The 26,981-nt window shown below is 29.0% G+C and carries 33 protein-coding genes; 32 read left to right on the forward strand and 1 reads right to left on the reverse strand.

Features of this window, described 5'->3' with window-relative positions:
- The first annotated feature begins 19 nt into the window (after positions 1–19).
- The 30 genes from rsxE (at position 20) to KQI16_RS08785 (ending at position 23,810) form a co-directional block, all read left to right on the forward strand.
- Positions 20–622, forward strand: a complete 603-nt coding sequence (gene rsxE / locus KQI16_RS08640; RefSeq protein WP_216433603.1) for an electron transport complex subunit RsxE — start codon at positions 20–22, stop codon at positions 620–622.
- Between the two features lie 18 nt (positions 623–640).
- Entirely contained in the window at positions 641–1,213 is a 573-nt protein-coding gene (gene rsxA / locus KQI16_RS08645; protein WP_216433606.1) for an electron transport complex subunit RsxA, read from the forward strand.
- A gap of 11 nt (positions 1,214–1,224) precedes the next feature.
- On the forward strand, positions 1,225–2,025 hold the full coding sequence (gene rnfB / locus KQI16_RS08650; protein ID WP_216433608.1) for an RnfABCDGE type electron transport complex subunit B: 801 nt from the start codon (positions 1,225–1,227) through the stop codon (positions 2,023–2,025).
- 205 nt (positions 2,026–2,230) lie between these two features.
- Positions 2,231–2,611 carry a NusG domain II-containing protein gene (locus tag KQI16_RS08655; RefSeq protein ID WP_202690651.1) on the forward strand — a complete coding sequence of 127 codons (381 nt, stop codon included), beginning with the start codon at positions 2,231–2,233 and terminating at the stop codon, positions 2,609–2,611.
- A 15-nt stretch (positions 2,612–2,626) separates the two neighbouring features.
- The gene (locus tag KQI16_RS08660; RefSeq protein ID WP_216433611.1) at positions 2,627–3,124 is read left to right on the forward strand and encodes a Gx transporter family protein; all 498 of its coding nucleotides are present in this window, start codon (positions 2,627–2,629) and stop codon (positions 3,122–3,124) included.
- A 15-nt stretch (positions 3,125–3,139) separates the two neighbouring features.
- A complete protein-coding gene (locus tag KQI16_RS08665; RefSeq protein WP_132025736.1) occupies positions 3,140–3,721 on the forward strand; it encodes a Maf family protein in 582 nt (193 codons plus the stop codon).
- A gap of 37 nt (positions 3,722–3,758) precedes the next feature.
- Entirely contained in the window at positions 3,759–4,448 is a 690-nt protein-coding gene (gene radC, locus KQI16_RS08670) for a RadC family protein (RefSeq protein ID WP_330654186.1), read from the forward strand.
- A gap of 26 nt (positions 4,449–4,474) precedes the next feature.
- A complete protein-coding gene (locus tag KQI16_RS08675; RefSeq protein WP_132025741.1) occupies positions 4,475–5,506 on the forward strand; it encodes a rod shape-determining protein in 1,032 nt (343 codons plus the stop codon).
- Positions 5,507–5,517: 11 nt separating this feature from the next.
- Complete coding sequence (gene mreC / locus KQI16_RS08680; protein WP_216433615.1) at positions 5,518–6,354, forward strand: rod shape-determining protein MreC; 837 nt, start codon at positions 5,518–5,520, stop codon at positions 6,352–6,354.
- 8 nt (positions 6,355–6,362) lie between these two features.
- Positions 6,363–6,872 (forward strand): rod shape-determining protein MreD, encoded by a 510-nt coding sequence (mreD, locus tag KQI16_RS08685; RefSeq protein ID WP_330654184.1) that lies wholly within the window; start codon positions 6,363–6,365, stop codon positions 6,870–6,872.
- Positions 6,873–6,884: 12 nt separating this feature from the next.
- On the forward strand, positions 6,885–10,220 hold the full coding sequence (locus KQI16_RS08690; protein ID WP_216433619.1) for a penicillin-binding transpeptidase domain-containing protein: 3,336 nt from the start codon (positions 6,885–6,887) through the stop codon (positions 10,218–10,220).
- An 89-nt stretch (positions 10,221–10,309) separates the two neighbouring features.
- Positions 10,310–10,930 (forward strand): septum site-determining protein MinC, encoded by a 621-nt coding sequence (gene minC / locus KQI16_RS08695; protein ID WP_132025747.1) that lies wholly within the window; start codon positions 10,310–10,312, stop codon positions 10,928–10,930.
- A gap of 22 nt (positions 10,931–10,952) precedes the next feature.
- Positions 10,953–11,747 carry a septum site-determining protein MinD gene (gene minD, locus KQI16_RS08700; RefSeq protein ID WP_216433621.1) on the forward strand — a complete coding sequence of 265 codons (795 nt, stop codon included), beginning with the start codon at positions 10,953–10,955 and terminating at the stop codon, positions 11,745–11,747.
- 14 nt (positions 11,748–11,761) lie between these two features.
- Positions 11,762–12,043: a cell division topological specificity factor MinE gene (minE, locus tag KQI16_RS08705; RefSeq protein ID WP_132025751.1), complete on the forward strand. Its 282-nt coding sequence runs from the start codon at positions 11,762–11,764 to the stop codon at positions 12,041–12,043.
- 34 nt (positions 12,044–12,077) lie between these two features.
- Positions 12,078–13,130 carry an FAD:protein FMN transferase gene (locus tag KQI16_RS08710; RefSeq protein WP_216433623.1) on the forward strand — a complete coding sequence of 351 codons (1,053 nt, stop codon included), beginning with the start codon at positions 12,078–12,080 and terminating at the stop codon, positions 13,128–13,130.
- Positions 13,131–13,188: 58 nt separating this feature from the next.
- A complete protein-coding gene (locus KQI16_RS08715) occupies positions 13,189–13,872 on the forward strand; it encodes a M23 family metallopeptidase (protein ID WP_216433625.1) in 684 nt (227 codons plus the stop codon).
- Positions 13,873–13,967: 95 nt separating this feature from the next.
- Positions 13,968–15,812: a TIGR03960 family B12-binding radical SAM protein gene (locus KQI16_RS08720; RefSeq protein WP_216433627.1), complete on the forward strand. Its 1,845-nt coding sequence runs from the start codon at positions 13,968–13,970 to the stop codon at positions 15,810–15,812.
- Entirely contained in the window at positions 15,809–16,537 is a 729-nt protein-coding gene (locus tag KQI16_RS08725; protein ID WP_132025760.1) for a TIGR03936 family radical SAM-associated protein, read from the forward strand. The genes KQI16_RS08720 and KQI16_RS08725 overlap by 4 nt, the downstream gene beginning before the upstream one ends.
- 17 nt (positions 16,538–16,554) lie before the next feature.
- Positions 16,555–17,811: an Rne/Rng family ribonuclease gene (locus KQI16_RS08730; protein ID WP_216433628.1), complete on the forward strand. Its 1,257-nt coding sequence runs from the start codon at positions 16,555–16,557 to the stop codon at positions 17,809–17,811.
- Positions 17,812–17,902: 91 nt separating this feature from the next.
- The gene (rplU, locus tag KQI16_RS08735) at positions 17,903–18,214 is read left to right on the forward strand and encodes a 50S ribosomal protein L21 (RefSeq protein WP_132025764.1); all 312 of its coding nucleotides are present in this window, start codon (positions 17,903–17,905) and stop codon (positions 18,212–18,214) included.
- 4 nt (positions 18,215–18,218) lie between these two features.
- Positions 18,219–18,575, forward strand: a complete 357-nt coding sequence (locus KQI16_RS08740) for a ribosomal-processing cysteine protease Prp (RefSeq protein ID WP_216433630.1) — start codon at positions 18,219–18,221, stop codon at positions 18,573–18,575.
- Positions 18,569–18,847, forward strand: a complete 279-nt coding sequence (gene rpmA, locus KQI16_RS08745; RefSeq protein WP_132025768.1) for a 50S ribosomal protein L27 — start codon at positions 18,569–18,571, stop codon at positions 18,845–18,847. The genes KQI16_RS08740 and rpmA overlap by 7 nt, the downstream gene beginning before the upstream one ends.
- 161 nt (positions 18,848–19,008) lie before the next feature.
- Entirely contained in the window at positions 19,009–20,280 is a 1,272-nt protein-coding gene (obgE, locus tag KQI16_RS08750) for a GTPase ObgE (protein WP_216433633.1), read from the forward strand.
- A gap of 19 nt (positions 20,281–20,299) precedes the next feature.
- On the forward strand, positions 20,300–20,503 hold the full coding sequence (locus KQI16_RS08755) for a hypothetical protein (RefSeq protein WP_216433635.1): 204 nt from the start codon (positions 20,300–20,302) through the stop codon (positions 20,501–20,503).
- Positions 20,504–20,797: a ribosome assembly RNA-binding protein YhbY gene (gene yhbY / locus KQI16_RS08760; protein ID WP_216433637.1), complete on the forward strand. Its 294-nt coding sequence runs from the start codon at positions 20,504–20,506 to the stop codon at positions 20,795–20,797.
- A gap of 67 nt (positions 20,798–20,864) precedes the next feature.
- Complete coding sequence (nadD, locus tag KQI16_RS08765) at positions 20,865–21,473, forward strand: nicotinate-nucleotide adenylyltransferase (protein ID WP_216433639.1); 609 nt, start codon at positions 20,865–20,867, stop codon at positions 21,471–21,473.
- A gap of 12 nt (positions 21,474–21,485) precedes the next feature.
- Positions 21,486–22,058: a bis(5'-nucleosyl)-tetraphosphatase (symmetrical) YqeK gene (gene yqeK, locus KQI16_RS08770; RefSeq protein WP_216433641.1), complete on the forward strand. Its 573-nt coding sequence runs from the start codon at positions 21,486–21,488 to the stop codon at positions 22,056–22,058.
- A 6-nt stretch (positions 22,059–22,064) separates the two neighbouring features.
- Positions 22,065–23,003 carry an LCP family protein gene (locus tag KQI16_RS08775; protein WP_216433643.1) on the forward strand — a complete coding sequence of 313 codons (939 nt, stop codon included), beginning with the start codon at positions 22,065–22,067 and terminating at the stop codon, positions 23,001–23,003.
- Positions 23,004–23,035: 32 nt separating this feature from the next.
- Positions 23,036–23,380, forward strand: a complete 345-nt coding sequence (rsfS, locus tag KQI16_RS08780) for a ribosome silencing factor (RefSeq protein ID WP_216433645.1) — start codon at positions 23,036–23,038, stop codon at positions 23,378–23,380.
- Between the two features lie 49 nt (positions 23,381–23,429).
- Positions 23,430–23,810 carry a RidA family protein gene (locus KQI16_RS08785; protein ID WP_132025784.1) on the forward strand — a complete coding sequence of 127 codons (381 nt, stop codon included), beginning with the start codon at positions 23,430–23,432 and terminating at the stop codon, positions 23,808–23,810.
- On the opposite strand, the gene KQI16_RS08790 is transcribed toward KQI16_RS08785, so the two are convergent.
- Complete coding sequence (locus tag KQI16_RS08790) at positions 23,705–25,120, reverse strand: D-alanyl-D-alanine carboxypeptidase family protein (protein WP_216433647.1); 1,416 nt, start codon at positions 25,118–25,120, stop codon at positions 23,705–23,707. The genes KQI16_RS08785 and KQI16_RS08790 overlap by 106 nt on opposite strands.
- 182 nt (positions 25,121–25,302) lie before the next feature.
- Here KQI16_RS08790 and KQI16_RS08795 point away from each other — a divergent pair, with 182 nt between their 5' ends.
- Both KQI16_RS08795 and selD read left to right on the forward strand, forming a co-directional pair.
- Entirely contained in the window at positions 25,303–25,935 is a 633-nt protein-coding gene (locus KQI16_RS08795; RefSeq protein WP_216433649.1) for a helix-hairpin-helix domain-containing protein, read from the forward strand.
- Between the two features lie 13 nt (positions 25,936–25,948).
- Positions 25,949–26,980, forward strand: a complete 1,032-nt coding sequence (gene selD, locus KQI16_RS08800; RefSeq protein ID WP_216433651.1) for a selenide, water dikinase SelD — start codon at positions 25,949–25,951, stop codon at positions 26,978–26,980.
- The last annotated feature ends 1 nt before the right edge of the window (position 26,981 follow it).

Raw genomic sequence — 26,981 nt, forward strand, 5'->3', positions numbered from 1 at the left:
GATAATGGAGGTGTAAATAGTGAAATTATCCAAAGTATTTTATAATGGATTAATAAAAGAAAATCCAATATTTGTACAATTAATAGGTATGTGTTCGGTTTTAGCAGTAACATCTTCAGCTGTAAATGGTTTGGCTATGGGATTGGCAGTTACTGGAGTATTAGTTGGTTCAAATTTAGTAATATCTCTTCTTAGAAAGGTAATTCCAGATAAAATTCGTATACCTGCCTTCGTAGTGGTTATAGCTACTTTTGTTACTATAGTGGAGATGTTTATGAAAGCGTATACTCAAGATTTATACAATGCTTTAGGTATATTTATACCATTGATAGTAGTTAACTGTATTATATTAGCAAGGGCAGAAGCTTTTGCATCTAAAAATGGGGTTTTAGCTTCAGTAGTTGACGGACTAGGCATGGGTCTTGGATATACTCTAGCTTTATTAATATTAGGTAGTTTAAGGGAAATATTAGGTGCTGGTAGTATATTTGGGAAGCAATTATTTGGTTCTTCCTTTGAGCCAGCATTAATTTTTATAATGCCTCCAGGAGCATTCATATTATTAGGAATATTGATAGCTATTTTCAATACTATTAGGAAGAAAAAATCAATTATAGAATAGGATTAGAGGAGGAGAAAAATGAATATATTTACAATATTGATAAGTACTATATTTGTAAACAATTTTGTATTGGCTCGTTTTTTAGGTATATGTCCTTTTTTGGGGGTATCTAATAAAACAGAAACAGCAACAGGTATGAGTATTGCTGTAACTTTTGTTGTTACTTTATCATCTATAATTACTTATGGAATTCAGAAAGGAATCTTAGATAAACTTGGATTAGAATATCTTCAAACTATAGTATTTATATTGGTTATTGCTGCATTGGTTCAATTTGTTGAGATGGTAATGAAAAAAACTAGCCCAACTTTATATAGTGCATTAGGAGTATATCTTCCTTTAATAACTACAAATTGTGTGGTATTAGGAGTTGCAATATTAAATATACAAGAAGGTTATAATTTAGTTGAAACTATATTTAATGCTATAGGTGCGTCTCTTGGATTTGGATTAGCTTTGATATTAATATCAGGGATAAGAGAACAATTAGAATTAAATGATGTACCAGAAGCTTTGGAAGGTTTTCCTATTGCATTAATAACTGCAGGTCTGATGTCTATCGCATTTTTAGGATTTAATGGACTAGCATAGGAGGTGAAATAATGAGCATTATATATCCAATTGCTGTATTAGGAGGATTGGGACTATTATTTGGATTAGGTTTATCTTTAGCATCTAAGGCTTTTTCAGTAGAAAGGGATCCAAGGATTGATGAGATAAGAGAAGTTTTACCTGGCGCTAATTGTGGGGCATGTGGTTATCCTGGTTGTGATGGATTGGCTTCAGCAATTGTTGCAGGAGAAGCACCAGTAGATGCTTGTAATGTTGGTGGTACACCAGTAGCTGAAAAAATAGCAGATATTATGGGAGTAAATGTTACGGAAAGTGTTAGATATGTTGCTACGGTACTTTGTCAAGGGGATTTTAATAAAGCTAAGGAAAAATATATTTATGATGGAATCATGGATTGTAGAGCACAGAATATGTTAGCTGGTGGGAGCAAATCTTGCTCTTATGGATGTTTAGGTTATGGTACATGTAAAGATGTTTGTGAATTTGATGCAATTCAAATTATAGATGGAATTGCAGTTATAGATAAAGATAAGTGTACTGCTTGTAAAAGATGTATAAGCGTATGCCCTAAAGGAATCATTGAACTAATACCCTATGAACAAGAGGTAATTATAAAATGTAAAAGTAGAGATCCAGGTAAAATAGTTAGAAATAATTGTAATATTGGTTGTATTGGTTGCGGAATTTGTGCTAAAAATTGTCCTCAAGAAGCTATTGAACTTGAAAATAATTTAGCAAAAATTGATTATGAAAAATGTGTTAATTGTGGAATTTGTGCAGAGAAATGTCCTACTAAAGCTATTTATGCGAATTTAAAAATAAAAAAATAGAAATTTCCAGTTAGAGCCTATATATAGGCTCTTTCATTTTTTAAGAAATTCATTTATAATAATAAGGTAAGGATAATTTGAGAACAGTAGAAATTTGAGTTTCAATAATTTTTTGGGATAACTTTAACTTGTAAACAAAAAGTATAAATGATAAACTAATTATGATATATTAGAAATCAACGCCTTAAGTTAAAGGGTGAACATGTTGACAAAAGGAGATAAATATCTGATAGTTTTTATTATAATAATTAGCTTATTATCACTAGTATATGTAAATAAATCAGCTTTAAATTATAATAAAAAATATATAAGTATTCAAGTAGATGGGAAAGAAATAAAAAAAATAATATTTGATAAGAATATTATTGGGAAAACTATTCCCATTAAAACAGAATTTGGTTATAATTTGATAGAAATAGGAGATGAAAAAGTTAGAGTAATTGAGGCAGATTGTCCTGATAAATTAGATGTGAAACAAGGTTATATATCTAAAGTGGGTGAAGTTATAGTATGTTTACCAAATAAATTGGTAATAGAGATAAAAGGCATAGATGATGAAAGAGATGTAGATTATATAAGCTATTAAAGGTGGATTACAATTATGAAAAGATTAAAAAAATTAATTTTTTTATCTTTATTGGTTTCTATTGGATTAGCTCTAGGGGTTGTTGAGTCAATGATGCCAGTGCCTTTTATAGTACCAGGAGCAAAATTGGGATTATCAAATATGGTTATATTAATTACTTTAGTATTATTTGGTTTTAAAGAAGCCATGATAGTTGGGATTCTTAAATCCATAATATTTACATTGATTGCAGGAAGTGTTTCAAGCCTTTTTTATAGCCTATCTGGTTTTTTATTAAGTTGCTTAACTATGTATATAGTATATAGAAATTTTTCAGAAGTATTTAGTTTAATAGGGGTTAGTATATTTGGATCAGTAGCACATAATTTTGCTCAGATAATAGTGGCAAGTATCATGATGAATAATATAAAAGTGTTTTCTTATTTACCCATACTTCTATTGACGAGTCTTTTTACAGGATATTTTATAGGATTGACTTCAATTTTTGCAATCAAAAATTTAAAAAATTTTTAGCTATAAGGTGATAAAATGAATACTATAGTACTTGCTTCTTCTTCACCTAGAAGAAGAAAATTATTAGAAAAGTATAATGTCAAACCCGTTGTAGTAAAATCGAATATACATGAAAAAATAAATTCCAATGAAACTATAGAACAAATAGCAATGGCATTAGCTTTTGAAAAAGCTAATCAATTAGAAGATAGGTTTTCTAATGGAGAAATAATTATAGGGGCTGATACAATTGTAGCTTGTAATGATAAAATTCTCGGTAAGCCTAAAGATGAATATGATGCTTTTAATATGCTTAAATTTTTAAGTGATAAGGAACATTTAGTATTAACAGGAATTTGTATCATAAAAGCTAATTCTAATATAAAAGTTATTGATTACGAGAAGACTATAGTTAAATTTAGAAAACTTAGTGATAAAAAGATACAAAAGTATATTGAAACTAAAGAATATATAGATAAAGCAGGAGCATATGGTATACAAGGATTAGGAGGAGTGCTGGTAGAATGGATTAAAGGTTGTTATTTTAATGTTGTAGGGTTACCTATATATAAATTAGACATTTTATTAGAAAGGCATTTTGACATAAGCTTATTATAATAAAGTGTGGTGGAATAATATGGAAAAGAGCACAGATATAAAAAAAACCTATACTATAAAGGATCTTCCATTGAATGAAAGACCTAGAGAAAAATTATATAAATATGGGGTTAAATCCTTATCAAATGCAGAATTAATTGCAGTAATTATTAGAACTGGTCATAGAGAAGATACAGCAATAGATTTGGCTAACAGGATACTAAGTATGGATAAAAGTGGAATAAGTTATTTATCGCATGTTACAGTAGAAGAATTGACAACCATAAAAGGAATAGGAAATTGTAAAGCTGGACAAATAATAGCAGCTATAGAGTTAGGAAAAAGGATATCTAGATATGGAGGAGAAGATAAGATAAAAGTAGATTCACCAATAGTGCTTGTACAGTTACTTATGGAGGAAATGAGGTATTTAAAAAAGGAATATTTTAAAATAGCAATTTTAGATACTAAAAATCAGATAATAAGTATTGAAAATATATCTATAGGTAATTTAAATGCATCTATAGTACATCCCCGGGAGGTATTTAATATAGCTATAAAGCGAAATGCAAATTCAATTATATTAATACATAATCACCCTAGTGGTGATCCAACTCCAAGTGAGGAAGACATAAACATTACACATAGACTTATAGATGCAGGAAATATAATTGGAATTAAAGTTTTAGATCATATTATATTTGGTGATAATAAGTATGTAAGTTTTAAACAAAGAAATATTATTTAGTTTAGAGAAAGGAAGGAGCAAATCATATGGGAATATTTAGTGCATTTACAAAAGATATGGGAATTGATCTTGGAACAGCTAATACATTAGTTTATGTGAAAGGAAAGGATATAGTAATTAGGGAGCCTTCTGTAGTTGCAATTCAAACTAATACTAAGCAAGTATTAGCTGTAGGTGAAGAAGCGAAAAAAATGATAGGTAGAACCCCAGGTAATATAGTTGCAATTAGACCTTTAAGGGATGGGGTTATTGCCGATTTTGATATAACTCAAAGTATGCTTAAATATTTTATACAAAGAGCAGTTCAAAGACGTTCTTTATTCCAACCAAGAGTGGTTGTATGTGTTCCAAGTGGAGTTACTGAGGTTGAAAAAAGAGCTGTAGAAGAAGCTGCTATACATGCTGGAGCTAGAGATGCTTATTTAATAGAAGAGCCTATGGCTGCAGCTATTGGCGCAGGGCTACCTGTGCATGAAGCAACAGGTAGTCTTATAGTAGATATAGGAGGAGGCACAACGGAGGTAGCTGTTATATCCTTAGGAGGAATAGTTACAAGCAAATCTATCAGAGTAGGTGGCGATGAGTTAGATGAGGCTATAGTAAATTATATTAAAAAAGAATATAGCTTAATGATTGGGGAACGTACAGCTGAGGATATTAAGATTACTATTGGCTCTGCAAATGTAAAAAACAAGGAATCTAAGATGAATATTAGAGGAAGAGACTTAATATCTGGATTGCCAAAAACAGTAACTGTTACGTCTAAAGAAATATACGAAGCAATGAGAGAGCCTATTTACAATATAGTAGATGCGATTAAATCTACGTTGGAAAAAACGCCTCCTGAGTTAGCCGCTGATATAATGGAACAAGGCATAATGCTCACTGGTGGTGGAGCACTACTTGATGGAATTGATTTATTGATAAAAAGTGAAACAGGCATGCCAGTTAATATAGCAGAGAACCCTTTAGATTGTGTTGCTATAGGTACAGGTAAAGCATTAGAAAGTATTGAAGTACTTAAAAAAACATCATATAATAACAAAAAAATGGGTTAATAGGTGATACTATGTTTTTTTTAAAAAAATATAAAAACAGAATGATAGTAACTGCAGTTGCTATCATTCTGATTATTATTATCGGTGTAACTAGTACTGAAAGAATGTCTTTAACAAAAGTAGAGAAGGTAATAGGAAATATATTTGCACCAATAGGAAAGTTTTTTTACAATATCAGTATGAAAGTATCAGATTTTTTTGCTTCCGTTAAAAATATAGGTAAATTAGAAACGGAAAATGAAGAATTGAAAAATAGAGTTATAGAACTAGAAGAACAAAATAGAAAATATGAAGATTTAATTGGGAAGTCTGATTATTTAAAAAATGAATCAGAACTTATGAAAAAAGCTAAGTATAATTTAATTCCAGCTCAAGTTATTGGGAAAGAGCCAGGAAATTGGTTTAATAGATTTGTAATTGATAAAGGTCTTAAAGATGGTATAAAAAAAGATGATACAGTAATACAAGCTGTAGAAACTGAAAAAGGCATAGTGGAAGAGGGAATTGTAGGAAGAGTTGTTGAAGTAGAAGATAACTTTGCTAAAGTTGTTTCTATAATTGATGAGAATAACAAAATTGCGTTTAAGGTAATTAGAACTCAGGATGGTGGAATAATTTCTGGTATTGTTGATGAAAAATTAAGTGGATATTTGTTTGACATGAAAGCAGATGTTATAAAAGGAGACAAGCTTTTTACTTCTGGACTTGGTGGTATATATGTTAAAGATATTTATATAGGAGAAATAAAAGATGTAGTAAAAAATGATGAGGATTTGATGAAAAATGTATATGTAGAACCAGCAGTAGATTTTAAAAAAATATATAGAGTTTTCGTTATATCAAAATAAAAGTTTAGGTGATTTTGTTGGAAATATTGATAATGTTATTAATAATAATAGGCAATTTTATATTACAAAGTACTGTGTTACCTCATATCAATATATTTGGTGTAACACCCAATACAGCCCTTATTATAGTAGTAGCGATAGGGCTTCTAAGGGGTAGAATATTTGGAAGTACAGTAGGTTTAATTATAGGTTTGCTGCATGATGTAATATTTTGTCCTGTAATAGGTGTAAATGGATTTATATATTTTTTTGTAGGTTATTTTGTAGGAATGACTGAAAATAAATTAGCAAAAGATAATCTATTGATACCTTTCCTGGCAACAGCAATTTCTACTATAGTTTATCATGGGCTTTATTATATTTTTATGTTTTTTTTAGGATACAATATAGATTTTTCTGTTTTTTTTAAAAATGTAGTGATATTGGAAACTTTGTATAATAGTTTGATATCCATGTTGATTTATAAGTGGTTTTCCAATATATTTATTGTACCTTCCATAAGGTTTACAAGGAGATAGGGGTGAGTTTGTTTGAAATTCTTAGAAAAACTAAAAGATAGATATAACATATTAATATTAATATTAGTTGTAATGTTTTTAACCCTTTCCTTTAGATTAGCAACATTAACTATTGTTCAAGGAGATTATTATAGAGATATTTCAGATAATAATAGGATTAAAGAGGTATATATTACTGCACCTAGAGGTGAAATACGTGATAGGAATGGGCGATTACTAGCAGGTAATAAGCCTAGTTTTACAGTACAAATATTAAAAGATGAGATAGAAATTAAAAATAAAAAAGATACCAATAATACTTTATTGACATTAATTAGATTATTAGAGGAAGATGGAGTAGATTATGTTGATGATTTTCCGATAAAGTTTAACATATTTAAATTCAGCAATGAGAATATGTATTTAACTGAAAATATGTCACCTGATGATAAAGTTATTGATATTATAATTGAAAATGATTTACTTTACTCAATTTTGGATACTTATTATATCTATCCTGATTACGAAGAGCATTTTCAATTTATAACGATAAACAAAGCAATAAATGCTTTAGAAAGTAAAGGTATAGAAGTACCAGTGATTGCTACGTTGACGTCTAATGGACTAACTATAAATTTTGATGAAACTAAAGATATAGATGTATGGAAAAAACAATATGAGATAGAAAGTGATGCGACACCTAAACAAGCCATAATAAGTCTTATAGATAAAAACAAGAATATTATAAGAAAAATAATTGATCATTCTATTTCTAGAGAATTGGTATTTAATATATTACAAGAGAGAAATTTAAGTCAAGGATTGATACTAGAAGAGTATTCTATAACCTATGACGAAGAATATTTACAACAGAAAAGAAGTTTAATGAAGGATTTTAACGACATTTCTTTTGATACAAGTGCAAAAGATGATTTTGTAAATATCGTAACATCAACTTCATTGAAAAATTTATTGGAAAAAGTTGTAGAGCAAGAAGATGATAAAGGAGATTCTATAAAGATAGTGCCTGGTAAATTGCTAATTGAAAAAATTGAACAGAAAGGATTAAATTCGCCAGTGGATATAGAAATAAATGAGGAAAATAATACAGTGTTATATGTCCATAAGGATAAGAAATTATCATCTAAAGAAAATCCTTTAGATACTTTAATTGCTTTTAGCAAAGAAAATGATTTACTTAAAGATTTTATTACAGATAATAAAATCAAGGGGATAGCTCAAGAAACAATATTAGAAAATGGAATTAATCCAAAGATATCCATATCAAAATGGGAATATGTTTCATTAATTAACAAAGAAGATTGGCTAGATAAATATAAAATATCTAAAAACAAAAATGCAGAAGAAATATTTTTATATTTAAAGAAATATTTTGAAATAGATGATGATTTGAGTAAATATGAAGCTAGAGCTATTATGTCTCTATATGATCAATTAGATAAACAAAAACATAGGGCATATCAACCTATTAATATTGCTTATGGCATAAGGGATTCAACAGTAGCAAAAATAGAAGAAGGCATGATGGAGATGCCTGGCATACAGGTATCTATAGAGCCAATAAGATATTATCCAGAAGGCGAATTAGCTGCTCATTTATTGGGTTATTTAGGGAAAATATCCCAACCATCAGAAATTGAAAAGTATGTAAATGAAAATAAGTATTCTCCTAATGATATTATAGGGAAAACTGGTATAGAAGAAAAATTTGAACATGAGCTTAGAGGAAAACCTGGAATAAAGAGAGTAGAAGTAGATGTGTATGGTAACACCACTAAAGTAATTAATAAGAAGCAAGCTATACCAGGAAACAATGTATATTTAACTATAGATGGGGAATTGCAAAAAGTAGCAGAAGATTCTTTAAAACATGCATTAGAAGAAATTCAAAAAGGTGGTACATTTAAAAGTAAGTGGGGAGATTATAAATTTGGAATTAATAGAAGTAAAGGAAGACCATATATTAATGCAACCTCTGGATCGGTTGTAGCCATAGATGTTAAAACTGGAGAATTATTAGCATTAGCTAATTATCCTGCATATGATCCTAATTTATTTTCTACAGGGATTTCTGATTCTGATTGGGTTTCTTTGTTCCCAGAAAATGAAAATGATCCATTAGCCCCAAGACCACTTTATAATATTGCAATACAGACTGCAATTCAGCCAGGTTCAACATTTAAAATGGTACCTGCCCTAGCTGCATTGGAAAAGGGATTTAGTCCCAATAAAACTATTAGAGATATGGGTTATATAGATATAGGAACTAAAAGATTTGGATGTTGGATTTGGCATTCTTATAAGGGTACTCATGGTTCAGTAAATCTATATGAAGCTCTTAGGGATTCTTGTAACTATTATTTTTATTCTTTAGCTTTTGGTAGAAATCCAAGAACTGGAGAGTCTTTAGGTGTAAGAGTAGATATAGAGGATATTGCTAACATGTCTAAAAAGTTAGGATTAAATGATAAAACAGGCATAGAAATAGATATTCCTAATGAAGTTGCTGGAGGAGTACCAGATCCTCAAAGGAAAATAATGACTACAAAGGCTATGTTAAAACGTTACTTAAATAACAATATTAAGTATTATATCAAAGAGGATGTTAAGTTAAAAGACGAAGAGATAGCAGAGAGAATTGATGAAATAGTAAGTTGGATTGAAGAGCCAGAGCCGATAACTAGAAATGAAGTGATTAGAAGACTTGAAGAGATGGGTATATATGCGGAAAAAGTGCTTCCTGGAGACAGAAATGGATTAGCTGATAAAATAAAATTTGATTATATGAATCAAGCTAGCTGGAATATTACTGATACATTAAATGTAGTTATTGGACAGGGTCAAAATGCATATACACCAATTCAAATGGCTAATTTTATTGCTACTATTGCCAATGGTGGATATAGACATAAAGTTACTGCTATAGATAATATTAAGAATTTCGATAATTCTAAAGTAATTATGGAAAATAATGAAAAACCAGAAAGAATTAAATTAAATAACTATGAAAACTTGGAACATGTGAAATTGGGTATGAAAAAGGTTTCAACAGAGGGAACAGCTAGAAGTTTGTTTAGCAATTTTCCTGTTACTGTAGGTTCTAAAACTGGAACTGCTCAAAAAAGTGGAATAAATCCTGCCACAGGTGATACTTATGATGATTATGCATGGTTTGTTGCTTTTGCACCTTATGAAGATCCAGAAATAGCAGTAGCTGTAGTACTATTCCAAGGAGGTAGTGGTGGATATGCTGGACCTATTGCTAGAGAAATTATAGCGGAATATCTTGGATTTAATGATACAGATGAGAAAGGTACACTTCCTTTTGAAATTGAATTGGCTAGGTAAATACCTTCCAATTCAATTTTTAAAATAAGAAGGATTTTCAAAATATATGAAGAAATATATATATAAGGGAAGATGGAGGTTGCATAAGAGTGAAAGAAGGACTGATTAGTTTTAAAGGTATCAAGGAAGGAATATATGTATATATAAAAGATGGAGAATTTCAGGATATATTAAATGAACTTGATAAAAAATTAAAAAATGGTTTAGATTTTTATCAAGAAGCAAATTTTTTAGGGATTAAAGCAGAAAAATTAAATTCAAGTCAAATTCTTGAACTATTATTTTTGATGAAGTATAGATATAATTTAAATATAATAGAAGAGGGATTAACTGATTATTTAAAAGCCCCTAAGTATTATACAGATATAGATGAAGGTATGACCAAATTTATACATTCAACTATAAGATCGGGTCAGGTTGTAGAATACAATGGAAATATAGTGATAATTGGAGATGTAAATCCAGGAGCTCTAGTTAAAGCAAAAGGTAATATTATAATACTAGGAACCTTAAGAGGGGTAGCCCATGCTGGAATAGATGGAAATAAAAATGCCATAATTGCTGCATATGATTTGAGACCAACTCAATTAAGAATTGCTAATATAATTAGCAGAAAGCCAGATGAGGAAGTAGCAACTTCAGGTATACCTGAAGTTGCTAAAGTAAAGGATGGGGAAGTCTATATAGAACCATATTTACCGAATAAATAATAGAGGGAGGAATGATGATAATATGGGAAAAGCTATTGTAATAACATCAGGTAAAGGCGGAGTAGGAAAAACTACTGCAACAGCTAATATAGGTACTGGATTAGCTATATTAGGTAATAAAGTTGTAGTAGTGGATACAGATATCGGTCTTAGAAATCTAGATGTTGTTATGGGATTAGAAAATAGGATAGTATATGATATAGTAGATGTAGTAGAGAAAACTTGTAGATTAAAGCAAGGATTGATAAGAGATAAAAGATATGATGGATTATTTTTATTACCAGCAGCTCAAACGAAGGATAAAACTGCTATAAAACCAGAGCAAATGTTGGAATTAATAAGTGAATTAAAAGAAGAATTTGATTACATAATAATTGATTCTCCAGCTGGAATTGAACAAGGTTTTCAAAATTCTATTGCTGGAGCAGATGAGGCCTATATAGTAACTACGCCTGAAATTGCAGCTGTAAGAGATGCTGATCGAGTTATAGGGTTGCTGGAAGCTAAAGGTATAACTCATCCTAAATTAATAATTAATAGAATAAGACAAGATATGGTGAAAAGAGGAGATATGATGAATGTAGAAGATATTGTAGATATTTTAGCTATAGATTTATTAGGAATAGTACCTGATGATGAGGCTATTGTTGTTTCCACTAATAAAGGAGAGCCTGTAGTTGTTGAAGATAGTCCACTATCTGCAAAAGCTTTTAAAAATATCTGTAGACGAATTACAGGAGAAGAAGTAGAGTTACTTAATTTGGAAGATTGTGAAGGTAAATTTAGTAAATTAATAAAATTACTTTTTAATAAGTAAAGGGGGTATAAAGCTTGGATTTTTTTAAAAAGTTAGGGATAAGAAATGAGCAGAGTAAAGATATAGCTAAAGAAAGGTTAAAATTAGTATTGGTTCATGATAGATCTGATTTATCTCCAAAATTTTTAGAAATGATAGAAGGAGATATCATAAGAGTCATAAAAGAATATGCTGAGATTGATGAAGAAGCATTAGACATTAAACTTACTAGAATGAGAAGAGAAACAGATAATATGCCAATGTCAGCTTTAGTAGCTAATATTCCAATAATCAAGATAAAGGATAATATAGGATAGAAAAGTATATAAAAATTATGGAGAGATATTAAGTATGAATTTTAAAAAAAACAGTATTTATGCAATATTTATATTATTAATAATTTTATTTGTTGTTGGTTGTACAAATAATCAATCTCAGCCCCTTGAGAAAACAGATTTTTTAATGGATACAGTTATTAATATAAAAATATATGATAATCAGGATAAAAAAATAATGGATATGGCTATGGATAGGCTGAAAGAGATTGAAAGTAGAATGAGTGTCACTATTGCTAATAGTGATATAAGTAAAATTAATGAAAATGCAGGTATAAAGCCTGTACAAGTTCATGAAGATGTATATTATGTAATAAAAAAAGCAAAATATTTTGCAGAATTGTCTCAAGGTGCATATGAGCCTACTATTGGTCCTTTAGTAGAATTATGGAATATAACTGATGTACATGGAGAAGAACGGAAGTCTATACCCACAGAAGAAGAAATAGAAGAAAAAATGAGTCTAATTAATTATAATGATTTGGTTTTAATGGAAGACAATCAAGTATATTTAAAAAGAAAGGGTATGAAATTAGATTTGGGAGGTATTGTGAAAGGTTACGCGGCAGATGAAGTTAAAAGGATATTTGAAAATAATGGAATTCAATCAGCTATTATAGATTTGGGAGGTAATGTTTATGCTTTAGGAGAGAAAGTTAATGGAGAGCCTTGGCGAATAGGAATACAAGATCCTTTTAATATTATTGGCAACTATATAGGCATATTAAGTGTTAAGAATCAATCTATAGTTACTTCTGGAGATTATGAAAGATATTTTTTATATAAAGGAGAAAGGTATCATCATATTATAGATCCTAAAACTGGTTATCCTGTGAAAAATGGATTAGCTGGAGTAAGTGTAGTATCAGATAAGTCCATAGATGGTGATGCTTTATCTACAGCATTATTTGTATTAGGAATAGAAGAAGGAACTGAATTAATAAATCAATTAGAAGACATAGATGAAATATTTATAACTAAACAAAAAGAAGTTTATATTCAAGAAAAACTAAAAGATAAATTTATATTAAAAGATAAGAATTTTAAATTAATATACAATCCTTATTGATAGGAATAAAACCCACCTTATATAAATATCATAGTAGTAGATTAAGGTGGGTGAAAATATGAATAAAAAAATATATAGTAATAAATATAGAGGAATTAAAAATTTTTTGAGAAAAAGATTTCATTATAAAAGGCAGTTAAAAAGATTTATATGTATATTAATAATATTATCTCTTATATTGATATTAAAAGTAATAAATAACAAGTTAACTTCCAATATAATACAGATTATAAATAAAGGGATAAATTATGAGTTTAGTATAAAAGGAGATGGGAAAAAAATATTAAATTATAGTAAAAAGTTATTAGAATTATCAGGGAAAACTTTAGAAGCATTAAATATAAAGAACAAGCCAATGTATTCTTCTCCTATAGAGGGAGCTGTATATAAACCTTTTGGAGAAGTTAAACATTTAGATGGTAGTGTAAATTTTAATAATGGAGTAGACATTATACCAAAAGATGAAAAAGAACCAATAGTTATCGAAAAGGGTATAGTGTCTAAAATAGAAGACAAAAACACTAAAGGTTATTTTGTAACAATACAACACGAAAATATGACAACAGTTTATGGATACTTGATAGAAGTATATTTGAGAGAAGGAGAAAGGGTAAATATAGGAGATAAAATAGGAACTCTTGGAACTAATAAAGATGGAAATAAGTATTTACATTTTGAAATATGGATTGATAACGTACCTGTAAATCCCATGGAATACATAAAATTTAGTAAGAGTATTTAAAACTGTCTTGGACAGTTTTATTTTTTCTATTAAAATTCTTTAAAAAGTGGTAACATAGTAATAGTATATATAATAAAAGACGAAAGGTGATACTTATGATAGATATAGAAAAATTTAATAAAATACTAAAAAGAGTAGAAAAACCTGCTAGATATATAGGTTTAGAAAAAAATTCAGTAAAGAAAAATTTAAAGGATATGGAAGTAAAATTTGCTTTTGCATTTCCAGATATATATGAAGTAGGTATGTCTCATCTAGGCCTTCATATATTATATAATTTGATAAATGAAGAAGAAGGAGTTGTTTGTGAAAGAGTGTTTGCTCCTTGGGTAGATATGGAAAAAGAAATGATTCGAGAGGGAATTCCTCTGTTTACTTTAGAAAGTAGGGAACCTGTAAAAAATTTTGATTTTTTAGGCTTCACTTTACAATATGAGATGAGTTATACAAATGTAATTAATATGTTACATTTAAGTGGTATTCCTATATTGTCAAAAGAAAGAGGTTTAGAGGATCCTTTTGTAATAGCTGGTGGTCCTTGTGTATACAATCCTGAACCATTGGCTGATATAATTGATTTTTTTGTGATAGGAGAAGGAGAAGAAGTTACATTAGAAATATTAAATAGATATAAAGATTTTAAAAAATCAGGAAAAGATAAACAAGACTTTCTTAAAGAAGTAAGTAAATTAGAAGGAATATATGTACCATCTTTCTATCAAGTAAGCTATAATGAAGATGGAACAATAAAAAACATGATGCCTCTAATAAAAGGGGCACCAAAGACTATAAAAAAAAGAATAATAAAGGATTTGAATAAAGCATATTTCCCAGAAAAATTAATAGTTCCTTATATAGAAATAGTTCATGATAGGATTCCACTAGAAATATTTAGAGGATGTACTAGGGGATGCAGATTTTGTCAAGCAGGGATAATATATAGACCAGTAAGAGAAAAAAGTATTCTTAAACTATTAGAATTAGCTGATAATCTTGTAAAAAATACAGGATATGAAGATATATCTTTAACCTCTTTAAGTTCTTGCGATTATTCACAACTTAAATTACTAGTATCAGAATTGATAAATCGATATGAAGAAAAAAAAGTTGGTATATCCTTACCTTCACTAAGGCTTGATTCTTTTAGCTTAGATATATTAAAGGAAATAGAAAAAGTAAGAAAAACTGGACTTACTTTTGCACCAGAGGCAGGTAGCCAAAGATTAAGAGATGTAATCAATAAAGGGGTAACAGAAGATGATTTAACAACAGCTGTATCCTATGCTTTTAAAGAAGGTTGGTCTAGTATAAAATTATACTTTATGATAGGATTGCCCACTGAAACAGATGAAGATATATTAGGAATTAAGGATTTAGGATATAAGGTTAAAGATATGTTTTTTAGTCAACCAAAGGATAAACGAAAGGGTAATTTAAAAATAACCTTAAGTACATCATGTTTTGTACCTAAACCTTTTACACCTTTTCAATGGGTAGGGCAGGATTCTATAGATGAGTTTAATAGAAAGATCAATTTGTTAAAGGACAACATAAAGGATAGAAAGATAACATTTAATTATCATGATCCTAAACTAAGCTATTTAGAAGCTGTATTAGCTAGAGGGGACAGAAGGTTAGGGAAAACTTTAATAAAAGCTTGGGAAAAAGGTTGTAAATTTGATGGATGGTCAGAATTGTTTGATTATGACAAATGGATAGAGGCTTTTTATGAAACGAAAGTTCAAGGCGATTTTTATGCATTAAGGGAGAGAGACTTGGAGGAAATATTACCTTGGGATTTTATAGATTCAGGAGTAAGTAAAGAATATTTGGTAAAGGAATATAAAAAAGCTAAAGCTCAAGAATTAACTAGGGATTGTAGACTAGGTTGTACAGGATGTGGAATTAATAAAAGTTTTTCAGGTGGTGTTTGTAATTGAATTTAAGAATAAAGTTTACTAAAAAAAATTATTTAAGATATATATCCCATCACGATTTAATGCGATTATTTAAAAGGGCATTTAGAAGAGCTGATATTCCAATAAAATACTCAGAAGGATTTAATCCTCAACCTAGACTTTCTATTGCTAATCCATTAGCATTAGGTATTGCTAGTTGTAGTGAATATATGGATATAGAGTTACAGGAAAGAATGTCAGAGCATGTATTTATGGATAGAGTAAATGAGGAACTTCCAGATGATATTAAAATTTTAGAAGTAAAATATATAGAGAACACTAAATCCTTGCCTTCGCTTATTAGATGGGGTTTTTACGAAATAGAGTTTAAGGCTAAAAATTTAAAAGAGGTTGAAGAATTAAAAAAATTGATAAAAAACTGGTTAAAAGAAGACGAGATATTGATGAAAAAGGTAAAACGTAAGGGTAATAAAGTTATTGAAAAAGAACTTAATATTAGAAAGTTAATAGGGAATGTAGTAGTTAAAGATAAAGATATAATAGATAGCGATATAAAAAAGGATGTCAATTGTATAGTTTTAAATTGTCTATTAAAGGCAGGAGATAAAGGAAATTTAAATCCTATGGATTTTATGTTATCAATGGACAAATATCTTAATTTAGATATTGATTGGGATACAGTAGATATTGTTAGATTAGCATTATTTATTGAAGAAGATGGGAAAATCAAATTACCCATTTATTGAGTAGGAGAGATATTATTATGAATTATATATTTATAGATTCCAAAGGTCTTGAAGAGAAAGTTGGAATTATTGAAGAAGGAAGACTAGTAGAATATTATATTGACAAAAAGAAGAATGAAAAATGCGTTGGTAATATATATAGGGGAAAAGTAATAAATGTGCTTCCAGGAATGGAAGCTGCATTTGTAGATATAGGTGAGAAAAAAAATGCATATTTGTATGTAAAAGATGCACTACCAAAAGATATGATTTATAAAAATTCTTATGTAAAAATTGAAAAAGTGATTAAAAAAGGGCAGGAAGTTATAGTACAAGTTTTAAAAGAATCTAGTAAAAACAAAGGTCCTAAAGTAACAACTCATATTACTTTGCCAGGTAGATATTTAGTATTGACTCCTTATTCTTCTAAAATAAATATATCTAGAAAAATACATGATGAAGAAGAAATTAAAAGATTATTGAAAATAGGTATGGAAATTAAAAAAGATGATATTGGATTTATTTTTAGAACTCAAGCAGAGGGTATAGAAAAGGATAAATTATTTGATGAATATACTAAACTTATTAATCTATATAGTAAATTAGAAAGAGAGAGAAATTTTTTACCTTGTCCTAAGTTACTATATAGAGATGTGGACTTAGGTTATAAAATAGTAAGAGATGCTTTTAATGATAAAATACACAAAATTATAGTCAATGATAAAGAAAAATATGATAGGCTATTGGATTTACAGGATATGATTTCTTCAGAGTTAAAGGATAAGCTTTTTTTTCAAGAAGATTTTACCGTAGAAAAGCAAGAATATATTATGAAGGATATAAATTTAGCATTGGAAAGAAAGGTACCTTTAAAAAGTGGAGGTTATATTGTAATTGATGAAACTGAAGCATTAACAGCTATTGATGTAAATACAGGTAAATATATTGGAAGTAAAAGTTTAGAGGACACGATAGTTAAAACTAATTTGGAAGCTGCAGAGGAAATAGCTAGGCAAATAAGATTGAGGGATATTGGAGGAATTATTATAATAGATTTTATAGATATGAAAAATAACCAGGATGTAAATGCGGTAGTAGCTGAACTGGAAAAATATTTAAGTTTTGATAGGAATAAAACTAATATAGTTGGGATGACTAAATTGGGATTAGTTGAAATGACAAGACATAAAGTAAGAAATAGTCTTGGTTATAACTTTATCAAAATATGTCCTTATTGCTATGGTAAAGGTAAAATTTTAGAAAGTGCTATTGACAAAAGGAGTTCAATCTGCTAAAATTTTTGTTTGTAGGTGGCCGCTCAGTATGGGTTTTTAAAGCATAGTCACCTAATACTGGCGAGACTGGTTAGAGGAGGTGCAATTAATAATGTATGCTGTAATTGAAACTGGTGGTAAACAATACAAAGTTCGAGAAGGAGATACAATTTTTGTTGAGAAGATTGATTCTAAAGAAGGAGATAAAATTGATTTTTCAAAAGTTCTTCTTATATCAAAGGAAGATGGACTTGTAGTTGGTAAACCTTATATAGAAAATGCAAAAGTAGAAGGAACTATATTAAAACAAGGTAAAGGCAAGAAGATTATAGTATTTAAATACAAACCTAAGAAAAACTACAAGAAAAAACAAGGACATCGTCAACCTTATACAAAAGTAAAAATTGAAAAAATAGTGGGTTAATTCTATGATAGAGGTAAAAATATACGTAGACAGTGAAGATAATATTATCAGATATACTATATCTGGGCATTCAGGTTATGATGTAAAAGGTCAAGATATAGTGTGTTCTGCTGTTTCAGTATTAGCTCAGAATACCTTAAATTCTTTAGTAGAAGTGTGCGGAATATCAGAGGAAAGAATAGATTATTCTATAAATGAAAAAAAGGGTTTTTTAGATGTTATTATTCCAAGTGAATTAGACAAAGATACTAAAATTAAAGTTGAAACAGTTTTGAAGACTTTAGAATTAGGAATAAAGTCCATTGTGGAAAATTATCCTAAATATGTTACTCTTAAATATGGGAGGTGTAGAGAATGTTAAAGCTTAATTTACAGTTGTTTGCTACTAAAAAAGGAGTAGGAAGTTCCAGAAATGGTAGAGATAGTAGAGCTAAAAGATTAGGTGTTAAAAGAGGAGACGGTCAATATGTGTTAGCTGGGAATATCCTTGTAAGACAAAGAGGAACTAAAATTCATCCCGGTAACAATGTAGGTAGAGGTGGCGATGATACTCTATTTGCTAAAGTAGATGGTATAGTTAAATTTGAAAGAAAAGGAAAGGATAAGAAACAAGTTAGTGTTTATCCTGCTTAAGAGTTAATATATTTTTATAGCTTACCTACACGGTAGGCTTTTTTATTTTAATAAAAAGTATTTATTGAATTGAGAATAAAATAATTAAAATTATTGACACTAATTGATAACTTGATATAATAAAATTATTGACAGTATAAAGAAAAATAGAGGATGATAATATGTTTATAGATGTTGCAAAAATTAAATTAAAAGCAGGTAAAGGTGGAGATGGTGCAGTAGCATTTAGAAGAGAAAAATATGAGCCAGCAGGTGGTCCTTTTGGAGGAGACGGAGGAGATGGCGGTAGCATAATATTGCAAGCTGATGAAGGAATAAGGACATTAATGGATTTTAGATATAAGCGTTTCTATAAAGCTGAAGATGGTGAAAGAGGTAAAACTAAAAAGCAATATGGGAAGAAAGGTCAGGATTTAATCTTAAAGGTACCAGTAGGAACATTAGTTAAAGATGCAGATTCTGGGAAGGTAATAATAGATATGAAAGAACATGGTCAAGTATATACTATTGCTAAAGGTGGCAAAGGAGGCAGAGGAAATGCTAAATTTGCAACATCTACTAGGCAAGCTCCTAAATTTGCTGAAACAGGTACAGAAGGAGAAGAGATAACTGTTATATTAGAATTAAAGTTATTAGCGGATGTAGGTCTGGTAGGTTTTCCTAATGTAGGAAAATCCACATTACTTTCTATTTTATCGGCAGCTAAACCTAAAATTGCAAATTATCATTTCACAACATTAAAGCCTAATTTAGGAGTAGTACAAATAGATGAAGGCAAATCTTTTGTAATAGCAGATATTCCAGGGCTAATAGAAGGTGCTCATGAAGGAGCAGGTTTGGGGCATGATTTTTTAAGACATGTTGAAAGGACTAGGGTACTTGTTCATGTATTAGATGCCTCAGGTATGGAAGGAAGAAATCCGATAGATGATTTTTATAAAATAAATGAAGAGTTAGTTAAGTATAATCCTAAATTGTCTAATAAACCTCAAATAATTGCAGCTAATAAAATGGATCTTCCAGAGGCTGAAGAATGGCTAGAAAAAATAGAAGAAGAATTAAAGCCAATGGGATATGAAATATATCCTATTTCTGCAGCTACTATGAAAGGAGTCGATGAACTTAAATTTGCTATATGGAATACTCTTTTAAATACAAAACCTGAATATGAAACTTTTGATGAAGAAATGGAAATTACTTTGAAAGAGCCAGAAAAAACTATAATAGTAAAAAAAGAAAATGGAAGGTATATTGTTGAAGGATCTTATATAGAAAAACTTATTAATTCTACCAATTTTGATGATTTGGATTCATTAAGATATTTTCAAAATGCGTTAAAACAAAAAGGAGTAGTGGAGGAATTAAAAAAATTAGGTATTGAAGATAACGATACAGTATTTATTTGTGGATATGAATTTGAATTTTTTGATTAATGGAGGTTTTGATTATACAATGAATTGTTATAATTGTGGTAATTGTAAAGAAAATCATCCTACTTATTACTGCTTAGCGAAAAATGAAGTAGTAATAAACAAACATTATAGACCTGAGGAGAAGTCTAGAACTGGCTGGAAAAAGGGAAATAAGGAGTATGAAGTTCATAGAAGAAAATCTAGAAAAGAAATAGAAGTTCAAAACGAAAAAGGAGTGTATTGATTGTTAACAGGGAAACAGAGAAGTTATTTGAAAGGGCTAGCAAATGGCATAGAACCCATTTTTCAAGTGGGGAAAAATGGTATTACAGAAAACTTTATAAAACAAGTTGATGAATCATTAGAGGCTAGAGAATTAATAAAGATAAAGGTATTGAATAATAGTCTTTTAGATGCTAAAGAAGTTGCACTAGAATTAGCAGAAAGTACTAAAGCTGAGTTTGTTCAAAGCATAGGGAATAAATTTATACTTTATAGAGAATCTAAAGATAATAAAAAAATTCAATTGCCTTTATAAATAGTCTAAACTTCAGAAGTTTTTCTGAAGTTTATTTATTAAAGCAAATATAAGTGGAGGAGATAGATTGAAAAGAAAAGTAGGAATTATTGGAGGAACTTTTGATCCTATTCATAATGGACATTTGATGTTAGCAGAATATTCTAGAGTCAATTTTAAATTAGAAGAAATTATATTTATGCCTTCAGGGAATCCTCCTCATAAGGAAAAAGGAATAGTTTCACCTATAATTCATAGATATAATATGACATTATTAGCAATAAACTCCAACCCTCATTTTGTACTATCAACATTAGAAATTAAAAAAGAAGAAGAAATAAATTATACAGTAGATACTATAAAAAAATTAAAAGAGATAAATAAAAACATAGATTATTACTTTATATTAGGAGAAGATTCCATAAAAGAGATTCATACTTGGAAAGATTATAATAAATTATTGAGAATGTGTAAATTTATAGTAGCGCCTAGACCTTATTCAGATAGAAAAACTTTAATGGACAAAGTAAATAGTTTAAATGTAAAGTACGGACATTCTATATATATACTTGATATGCCGTTAATAGAGATATCTTCAACAGATATTAGAAATCGAGTAAGCAAGGGATTGTCAATTAAATATTTAGTACCGGAAATAGTAGAGATGTATATACAAAAACATAAATTGTATATTTAATAGGAGGCTTTTATGATAGAACAATGGATGCATGAAAAATTAAAAAAAGATATAGGTGAAGTAAGATATAATCACTCCATTGGTGTTATGAATACTAGCATGGAATTAGCTAAACTTTATGGTTATCCTGAGGGAGAAGCTGAATTAGCGGGTTTTTTACACGATTGTGGAAAACTAAAAGATAAAATAAATTTGTTGAAAATTGCAAAAGAGTTTGATATAATTTTAGACAATGTTATGCAACATAATCCAGAATTAATTCATGGACCATTAGGTGAAAAAATAGCTATTAAAGAATATAAGGTGACTAATAAAAATGTTTTAAATGCTATTCGATATCATACAACTGGACGTGAAAATATGTCTTTATTAGAAAAGATAGTTTATATAGCAGATATTATAGAACCAGGAAGAAAGTTTGAGGGAGTAGACACAATTAGGCAATTAGCTTATGAAGACATAGATAAATGTTTATTGTATGCGGTAGACAGAACTATAGTATTTGTTATTTCAAAAGGGAAATTAATTCATTTAGATACAATAAAAGCGAGGAATCAGTTGATAATACTAAAAGATTTGGAGTGATTATGGATGAAAAAAACTTTTTTTAAAACTTTTTTTGTTTCTTTTATTGTTTTTTCTTTAATATGGAGTGGATTTATATATAAAACAGTTATAAAAGCTCAAAGTGAAGAAGATGAAGAAATATGTAACGAAAGTTTTATTGATAGACTAATGCATGATAAAGATGATATAACTTTTTTAATGCTAGGAGTAGATTCAAAAGATGTAAAAAATGCTACTAATGTTAGAACTGATACAATGATATTATGTAAAGCTAACAAATCTACGGGAGAAGTACATTTATTATCAATTCCTAGAGATACCAAAACTCATATTCGTGGTAGAAAGAATGAGGAAAAGATAAATCATGCTCATGTTTACGGAGGACCTGAACTATCTGTAAAAGCTGTTAAGGATTTATTAGGTATAGATTTAGAATACTATGTTAGAGTGGATTATAATATTGTAAAGAAGTTTGTAGATTTGATAGACGGAGTTGAAGTTTATGTTCCTATGGATATGAAATATACAGATCCAATTGCAGATCCACCACTATACATAGATTTGGAACAAGGTTATCAGACATTAGATGGGGATAAAGCTCTTCAATTTTTAAGATTTAGAAAAGGATATAAAGATCAAGATTTAGGAAGGATAAAAGCTCAACAACAATTTATTGAAGCAGTTTTAGAAAAAACTTTAAGACCTGGGAATATTGCAAATATTCCTCAAATGATAAAAGCTTATTACGATTATGTAGATACTAATATACCATTTGATGTGATGATGAAATTTGCTATGAATGCTAAAAACTTTAGTCCTGATAAGGTTAGTATGGCTACATTACCAGGAGAAGGAGAGTATATAGGTAATACATCCTATTTTATTGTGGATAAAGAGGAATGTATTAAATTAGTAAAAACAATGTTTATTGAGGATAAATCTGTTGAAAATATAGAGAAATAAGTAGTAATTTTCAATTATCAGGAGGTAATTAAGTGAAAGATATTGATAAAAGAGTATCTATCATAACAAAAGCTTGTTATGATAAAAAAGGATTTAATGTTAAAGTACTGAATTTAAAAAAAATAACACCTATGGCGGATTATTTTATTATTGCCAGTGGAAATTCTACAATTCAAACAGTTGCTATAGCAGATGAAGTTGAAGAAAAAATGGGAACTTCAGGATATTCTCTATTAGGTAAAGAAGGATATCAAACTGGGAGATGGATTTTATTAGATTTTGGAGATATAGTAGTACATGTATTTCACAAAGAAGATAGGGAATATTATAATTTAGAAAAACTGTGGGCAGATGGTGAAGAAATAGAATTGGATTAGATAATTTATTTTAAATTTATATAAATTTAAAGGGAGGATGAATAACATCATGAATATAGTACCAATAAATACCAATAAGGCACCAGGAGCTGTGGGTCCTTATTCTCAAGGAATAAAGGCTGGTAATCTCATATTTACATCTGGGCAACTTCCAATAGTTCCAGAAACAGGTGAATTATTAAAAGATGATATTAAAGAAGAAACAAGACAATGTTTAAAAAATGTAGAAGCTATATTAAAAGAAGTAGGAGCAACTTTAAAAAATGTAGTTAAAGTAAATATTTATATAGTGGACATGGATATGTTTTCATCTATCAATGAAGCCTATGAAGAATATTTTAACGAACATAAACCAGCTCGTTCTTGTATAGAAGTTTCAAGATTACCAAAGGATGGAAATATTGAAATAGAAGTAATTGCAGTATTATAAGTAGAGATATAAAATACAGAGTGCATTAAACCTTGCCTATATAGGCAAGGTTTAATGCACTCTGTATACAGAATTTCTCTTTTTTTTCTCAACCGTTTTCTTCTAAAGGATGAAATTTGGATTATACTTAATATCCCAATTACGATAATATACCATTTGTTTATAATTTTTTGTATTAAAGTTAATGGAGGAATTTTTTCAATATTTAATGTGGATATTATATCTACTTCTCCTAAAAATTGATCATTTAAATAATATTCTACTTTGCCTAAAGTTTGTCCATTTATTAATGGTGCTTCAATTACATCATTAAGATATATTTTTTTCTCTATTGTATTCATATTTCCTTTAGGTATTGAGGCAGTTAAATCTTCTTTTAAGATGCCTGCTACAACTGGATTAGTTCCATTAGATACTTCGATATTTTTTATAAATTGACCTTTATGTGCAATATGAACTTTTTCATAGTTATTAAATCCATAATTGAATAATTTATGGATATCTGAGTAAACTTCTCGCCCATTTGCTTTTAATACAACTGCAATTAATCTTTGATTTCCTCTTTCTGCTGAAGCTACTAGACAATTTTGTGCTGCTATTGTATATCCAGTTTTTATACCAGTAATTCCCTCATATTTTATTGGAACAATTTTCCCATCAACATCAATTTTCTGTGTACTATATAATAGTTTATTAGCTGATTTTAAATATCGTTCTTCATTTTTTTTATTAGTTACAGGTATGATGTAAGTATAATTTTTAACTATTTCCCTAAATATTTCATTTTCCATGGCATACTTAGCAATTAAACTTAAATCATAAGGAGTAGTAATATGGTTTTCGGCGGTTAAACCATTAGGATTAACGAAATTAGTATTAAGAGTTCCTATTTCTTTAGCTTTTTTATTCATAAGTTTTACAAATTCATTAATGCTACCAGAAACATGTTTTGCTAAGGCTAAAACTGCATCATTAGCTGATTCAATTAAAAGGGCATTTACTAAATCTTCAAATTTTACTCGTTCTCCAGGCTCTAAAGCAATGTGACTACCATCAGTAAGTTTTACAATTTCATCATCTATAGTAACATAATCATCCATGTTCCCATTTTCTATGGCAAGTATGCCTGTCATTATTTTAGTAGTACTAGCAGGATGTAGTTTCATATGAGGATTTTTAGAATATAAAATTTGTTCTGTATCCATATCTATGAGTATAGCGCCTTCTCCTGAAAGATTTAATTCTTCAGCATAGGATATATTATATGTAAATATTAAAAAAAGCAATATAAAATAAAAAAACTTTTTCAAATGTTCCTCCCTCCTTTTATATATAATCAAGTATATCAAAAATAAATATTTTTTTGAATATAAATTAAAAAAAACCATGAATAAAAAAGGGAAATTAAATATAAAGTCGAATATTTAAATTAGTGATTGGATGATTTTATAAGTTTAAATTATAAGTAGAGGGATTTAGGAGAGGTGAAAATATGGATTATTTTACAAAAAAAGAACAAATAGTTATAATATTATTGATATTAATTATTGTTTTAATATCTCTTTTTAATTTTTTAAAGAAAAATGATTCTTTGATAGGGAAGAAAATTGATGAAGAGAATAAAGAGAAAGTAGATCCTGAGGAATTAATTACGGAATTGGAAGAACAATTGGAAGATGACGTTGAAAATGGAGAAATTATCATGGTGCATATAAGTGGTGAGGTATATAATCCAGGTTTGGTAGAATTACCTCGTGATTCTAGAGTAATTGATGCAGTAAATTTAGCAGGAGGATTAAAAAAAGAAGCAGATTTGGATAGAATAAATTTGGCGAAGAAATTAGAAGATGAAGAAAAAATATATATACCAAAAGTAGGTGAAGATATAAACCCTGTTGAGAATTTTGTAGATATGCAATATGATAATAGTAGTGGTAAAATCAATATAAATATGTGTACTAAGGAAGAGCTAATGTCTCTACCAGGTATAGGGGAAGTATTAGCAGGAAGAATATTAGAATATAGAGAGCAAAATCAATTTAAAAATATTGAAGATATAAAAAATGTATCTGGCATAGGAGAAAAGAAGTTTGAAAGTATAAAGGAATTAATTACTACAAGATAAAGGAGTGAATGAAATGACAATTAGATTAACAGAATTAACAAAAACATCTGGCTGAGCTGCTAAAATCGGTCCCGATATTTTGGCACAAGTTTTGTGTCATTTACCAAAAAATTATGATGAAAATTTAATAGTAGGTTTGGATACTTCTGATGATGCAGCAGTTTATAAGATAAATGAAAACTTAGCATTAATTCAAACTTTAGATTTTTTTACTCCTGTAGTGGATGACCCGTATGTATTTGGGCAAATAGCTGCTGCTAATTCCTTAAGCGATGTATATGCTATGGGAGGAGAACCAAAACTAGCTATGAATATAGTATGTTTTCCTAATTGCTTGGATCCTAGTGTTTTAGTAGAGATACTAAAAGGGGGTTACGATAAAGTAAAAGAAGCAGGTGCTATATTAGTAGGAGGACATACAGTTGAAGATGATGAGCCTAAGTATGGATTATCAGTAGCTGGATTTGTTCATCCTGATAAGGTATTGACAAATAGTAATGCTAAACCCGGAGATGTGTTGGTTATAACTAAGCCTTTAGGTTTAGGTATTATTAATACTGCTATAAAAGGTGGTATAGCAGATAAAACTTCTTATGATGAAGCTGTAAAAGTAATGTCAACATTAAATAAGTTTGGTAAAGAAGCATTAGAAAAGGTAAAGGTTAATAGTGTAACAGACATTACTGGATTTGGGTTACTTGGCCATGCTCTAGAAATGGCTGAAAGTAGCGAAGTGACTATTAAAATTTACTACAAAGAAATTCCTTTAATTTCCAATACATTGGAATATGCACGAATGGGATTGGTGCCTCAAGGAGCCTATAACAATAGAGGATATATTGGAGATAATGTGAAATTTAACAATCAAATTCCTGAAGAAATGGAAGATGTATTATTTGATCCTCAAACATCTGGAGGGTTATTAATATCTGTTCCTCAAAAAGAAGTAGATCAACTGTTCAAAGCTTTAGCAAACAATCCCATATCTTATAGTATAATTGGAGAAGTGGTTAAAAAAGAAGAAAAATACTTAATTGTAGAATAAA

Source organism: Caproiciproducens sp. MSJ-32, assembly GCF_018918055.1.
In the GTDB taxonomy this organism is placed as follows: Bacteria; Bacillota; Clostridia; order Clostridiales; family Clostridiaceae; genus Clostridium.

What these genes read in the sequence shown, in the direction of transcription:
- rsxA (WP_216433606.1), top strand. Translation starts at nt 641, where the DNA reads ATGAATATATTTACAATATTGATAAGTACTATATTTGTAAACAATTTT.
- rnfB (WP_216433608.1), top strand. Translation starts at nt 1,225, where the DNA reads ATGAGCATTATATATCCAATTGCTGTATTAGGAGGATTGGGACTATTA.
- KQI16_RS08660 (WP_216433611.1), top strand. Translation starts at nt 2,627, where the DNA reads ATGAAAAGATTAAAAAAATTAATTTTTTTATCTTTATTGGTTTCTATT.
- KQI16_RS08665 (WP_132025736.1), top strand. Translation starts at nt 3,140, where the DNA reads ATGAATACTATAGTACTTGCTTCTTCTTCACCTAGAAGAAGAAAATTA.
- KQI16_RS08675 (WP_132025741.1), top strand. Translation starts at nt 4,475, where the DNA reads ATGGGAATATTTAGTGCATTTACAAAAGATATGGGAATTGATCTTGGA.
- mreC (WP_216433615.1), top strand. Translation starts at nt 5,518, where the DNA reads ATGTTTTTTTTAAAAAAATATAAAAACAGAATGATAGTAACTGCAGTT.
- minD (WP_216433621.1), top strand. Translation starts at nt 10,953, where the DNA reads ATGGGAAAAGCTATTGTAATAACATCAGGTAAAGGCGGAGTAGGAAAA.
- KQI16_RS08710 (WP_216433623.1), top strand. Translation starts at nt 12,078, where the DNA reads ATGAATTTTAAAAAAAACAGTATTTATGCAATATTTATATTATTAATA.
- KQI16_RS08715 (WP_216433625.1), top strand. Translation starts at nt 13,189, where the DNA reads ATGAATAAAAAAATATATAGTAATAAATATAGAGGAATTAAAAATTTT.
- KQI16_RS08720 (WP_216433627.1), top strand. Translation starts at nt 13,968, where the DNA reads ATGATAGATATAGAAAAATTTAATAAAATACTAAAAAGAGTAGAAAAA.
- KQI16_RS08730 (WP_216433628.1), top strand. Translation starts at nt 16,555, where the DNA reads ATGAATTATATATTTATAGATTCCAAAGGTCTTGAAGAGAAAGTTGGA.
- rplU (WP_132025764.1), top strand. Translation starts at nt 17,903, where the DNA reads ATGTATGCTGTAATTGAAACTGGTGGTAAACAATACAAAGTTCGAGAA.
- KQI16_RS08740 (WP_216433630.1), top strand. Translation starts at nt 18,219, where the DNA reads ATGATAGAGGTAAAAATATACGTAGACAGTGAAGATAATATTATCAGA.
- rpmA (WP_132025768.1), top strand. Translation starts at nt 18,569, where the DNA reads ATGTTAAAGCTTAATTTACAGTTGTTTGCTACTAAAAAAGGAGTAGGA.
- obgE (WP_216433633.1), top strand. Translation starts at nt 19,009, where the DNA reads ATGTTTATAGATGTTGCAAAAATTAAATTAAAAGCAGGTAAAGGTGGA.
- KQI16_RS08755 (WP_216433635.1), top strand. Translation starts at nt 20,300, where the DNA reads ATGAATTGTTATAATTGTGGTAATTGTAAAGAAAATCATCCTACTTAT.
- yqeK (WP_216433641.1), top strand. Translation starts at nt 21,486, where the DNA reads ATGATAGAACAATGGATGCATGAAAAATTAAAAAAAGATATAGGTGAA.
- KQI16_RS08775 (WP_216433643.1), top strand. Translation starts at nt 22,065, where the DNA reads ATGAAAAAAACTTTTTTTAAAACTTTTTTTGTTTCTTTTATTGTTTTT.
- KQI16_RS08785 (WP_132025784.1), top strand. Translation starts at nt 23,430, where the DNA reads ATGAATATAGTACCAATAAATACCAATAAGGCACCAGGAGCTGTGGGT.
- KQI16_RS08795 (WP_216433649.1), top strand. Translation starts at nt 25,303, where the DNA reads ATGGATTATTTTACAAAAAAAGAACAAATAGTTATAATATTATTGATA.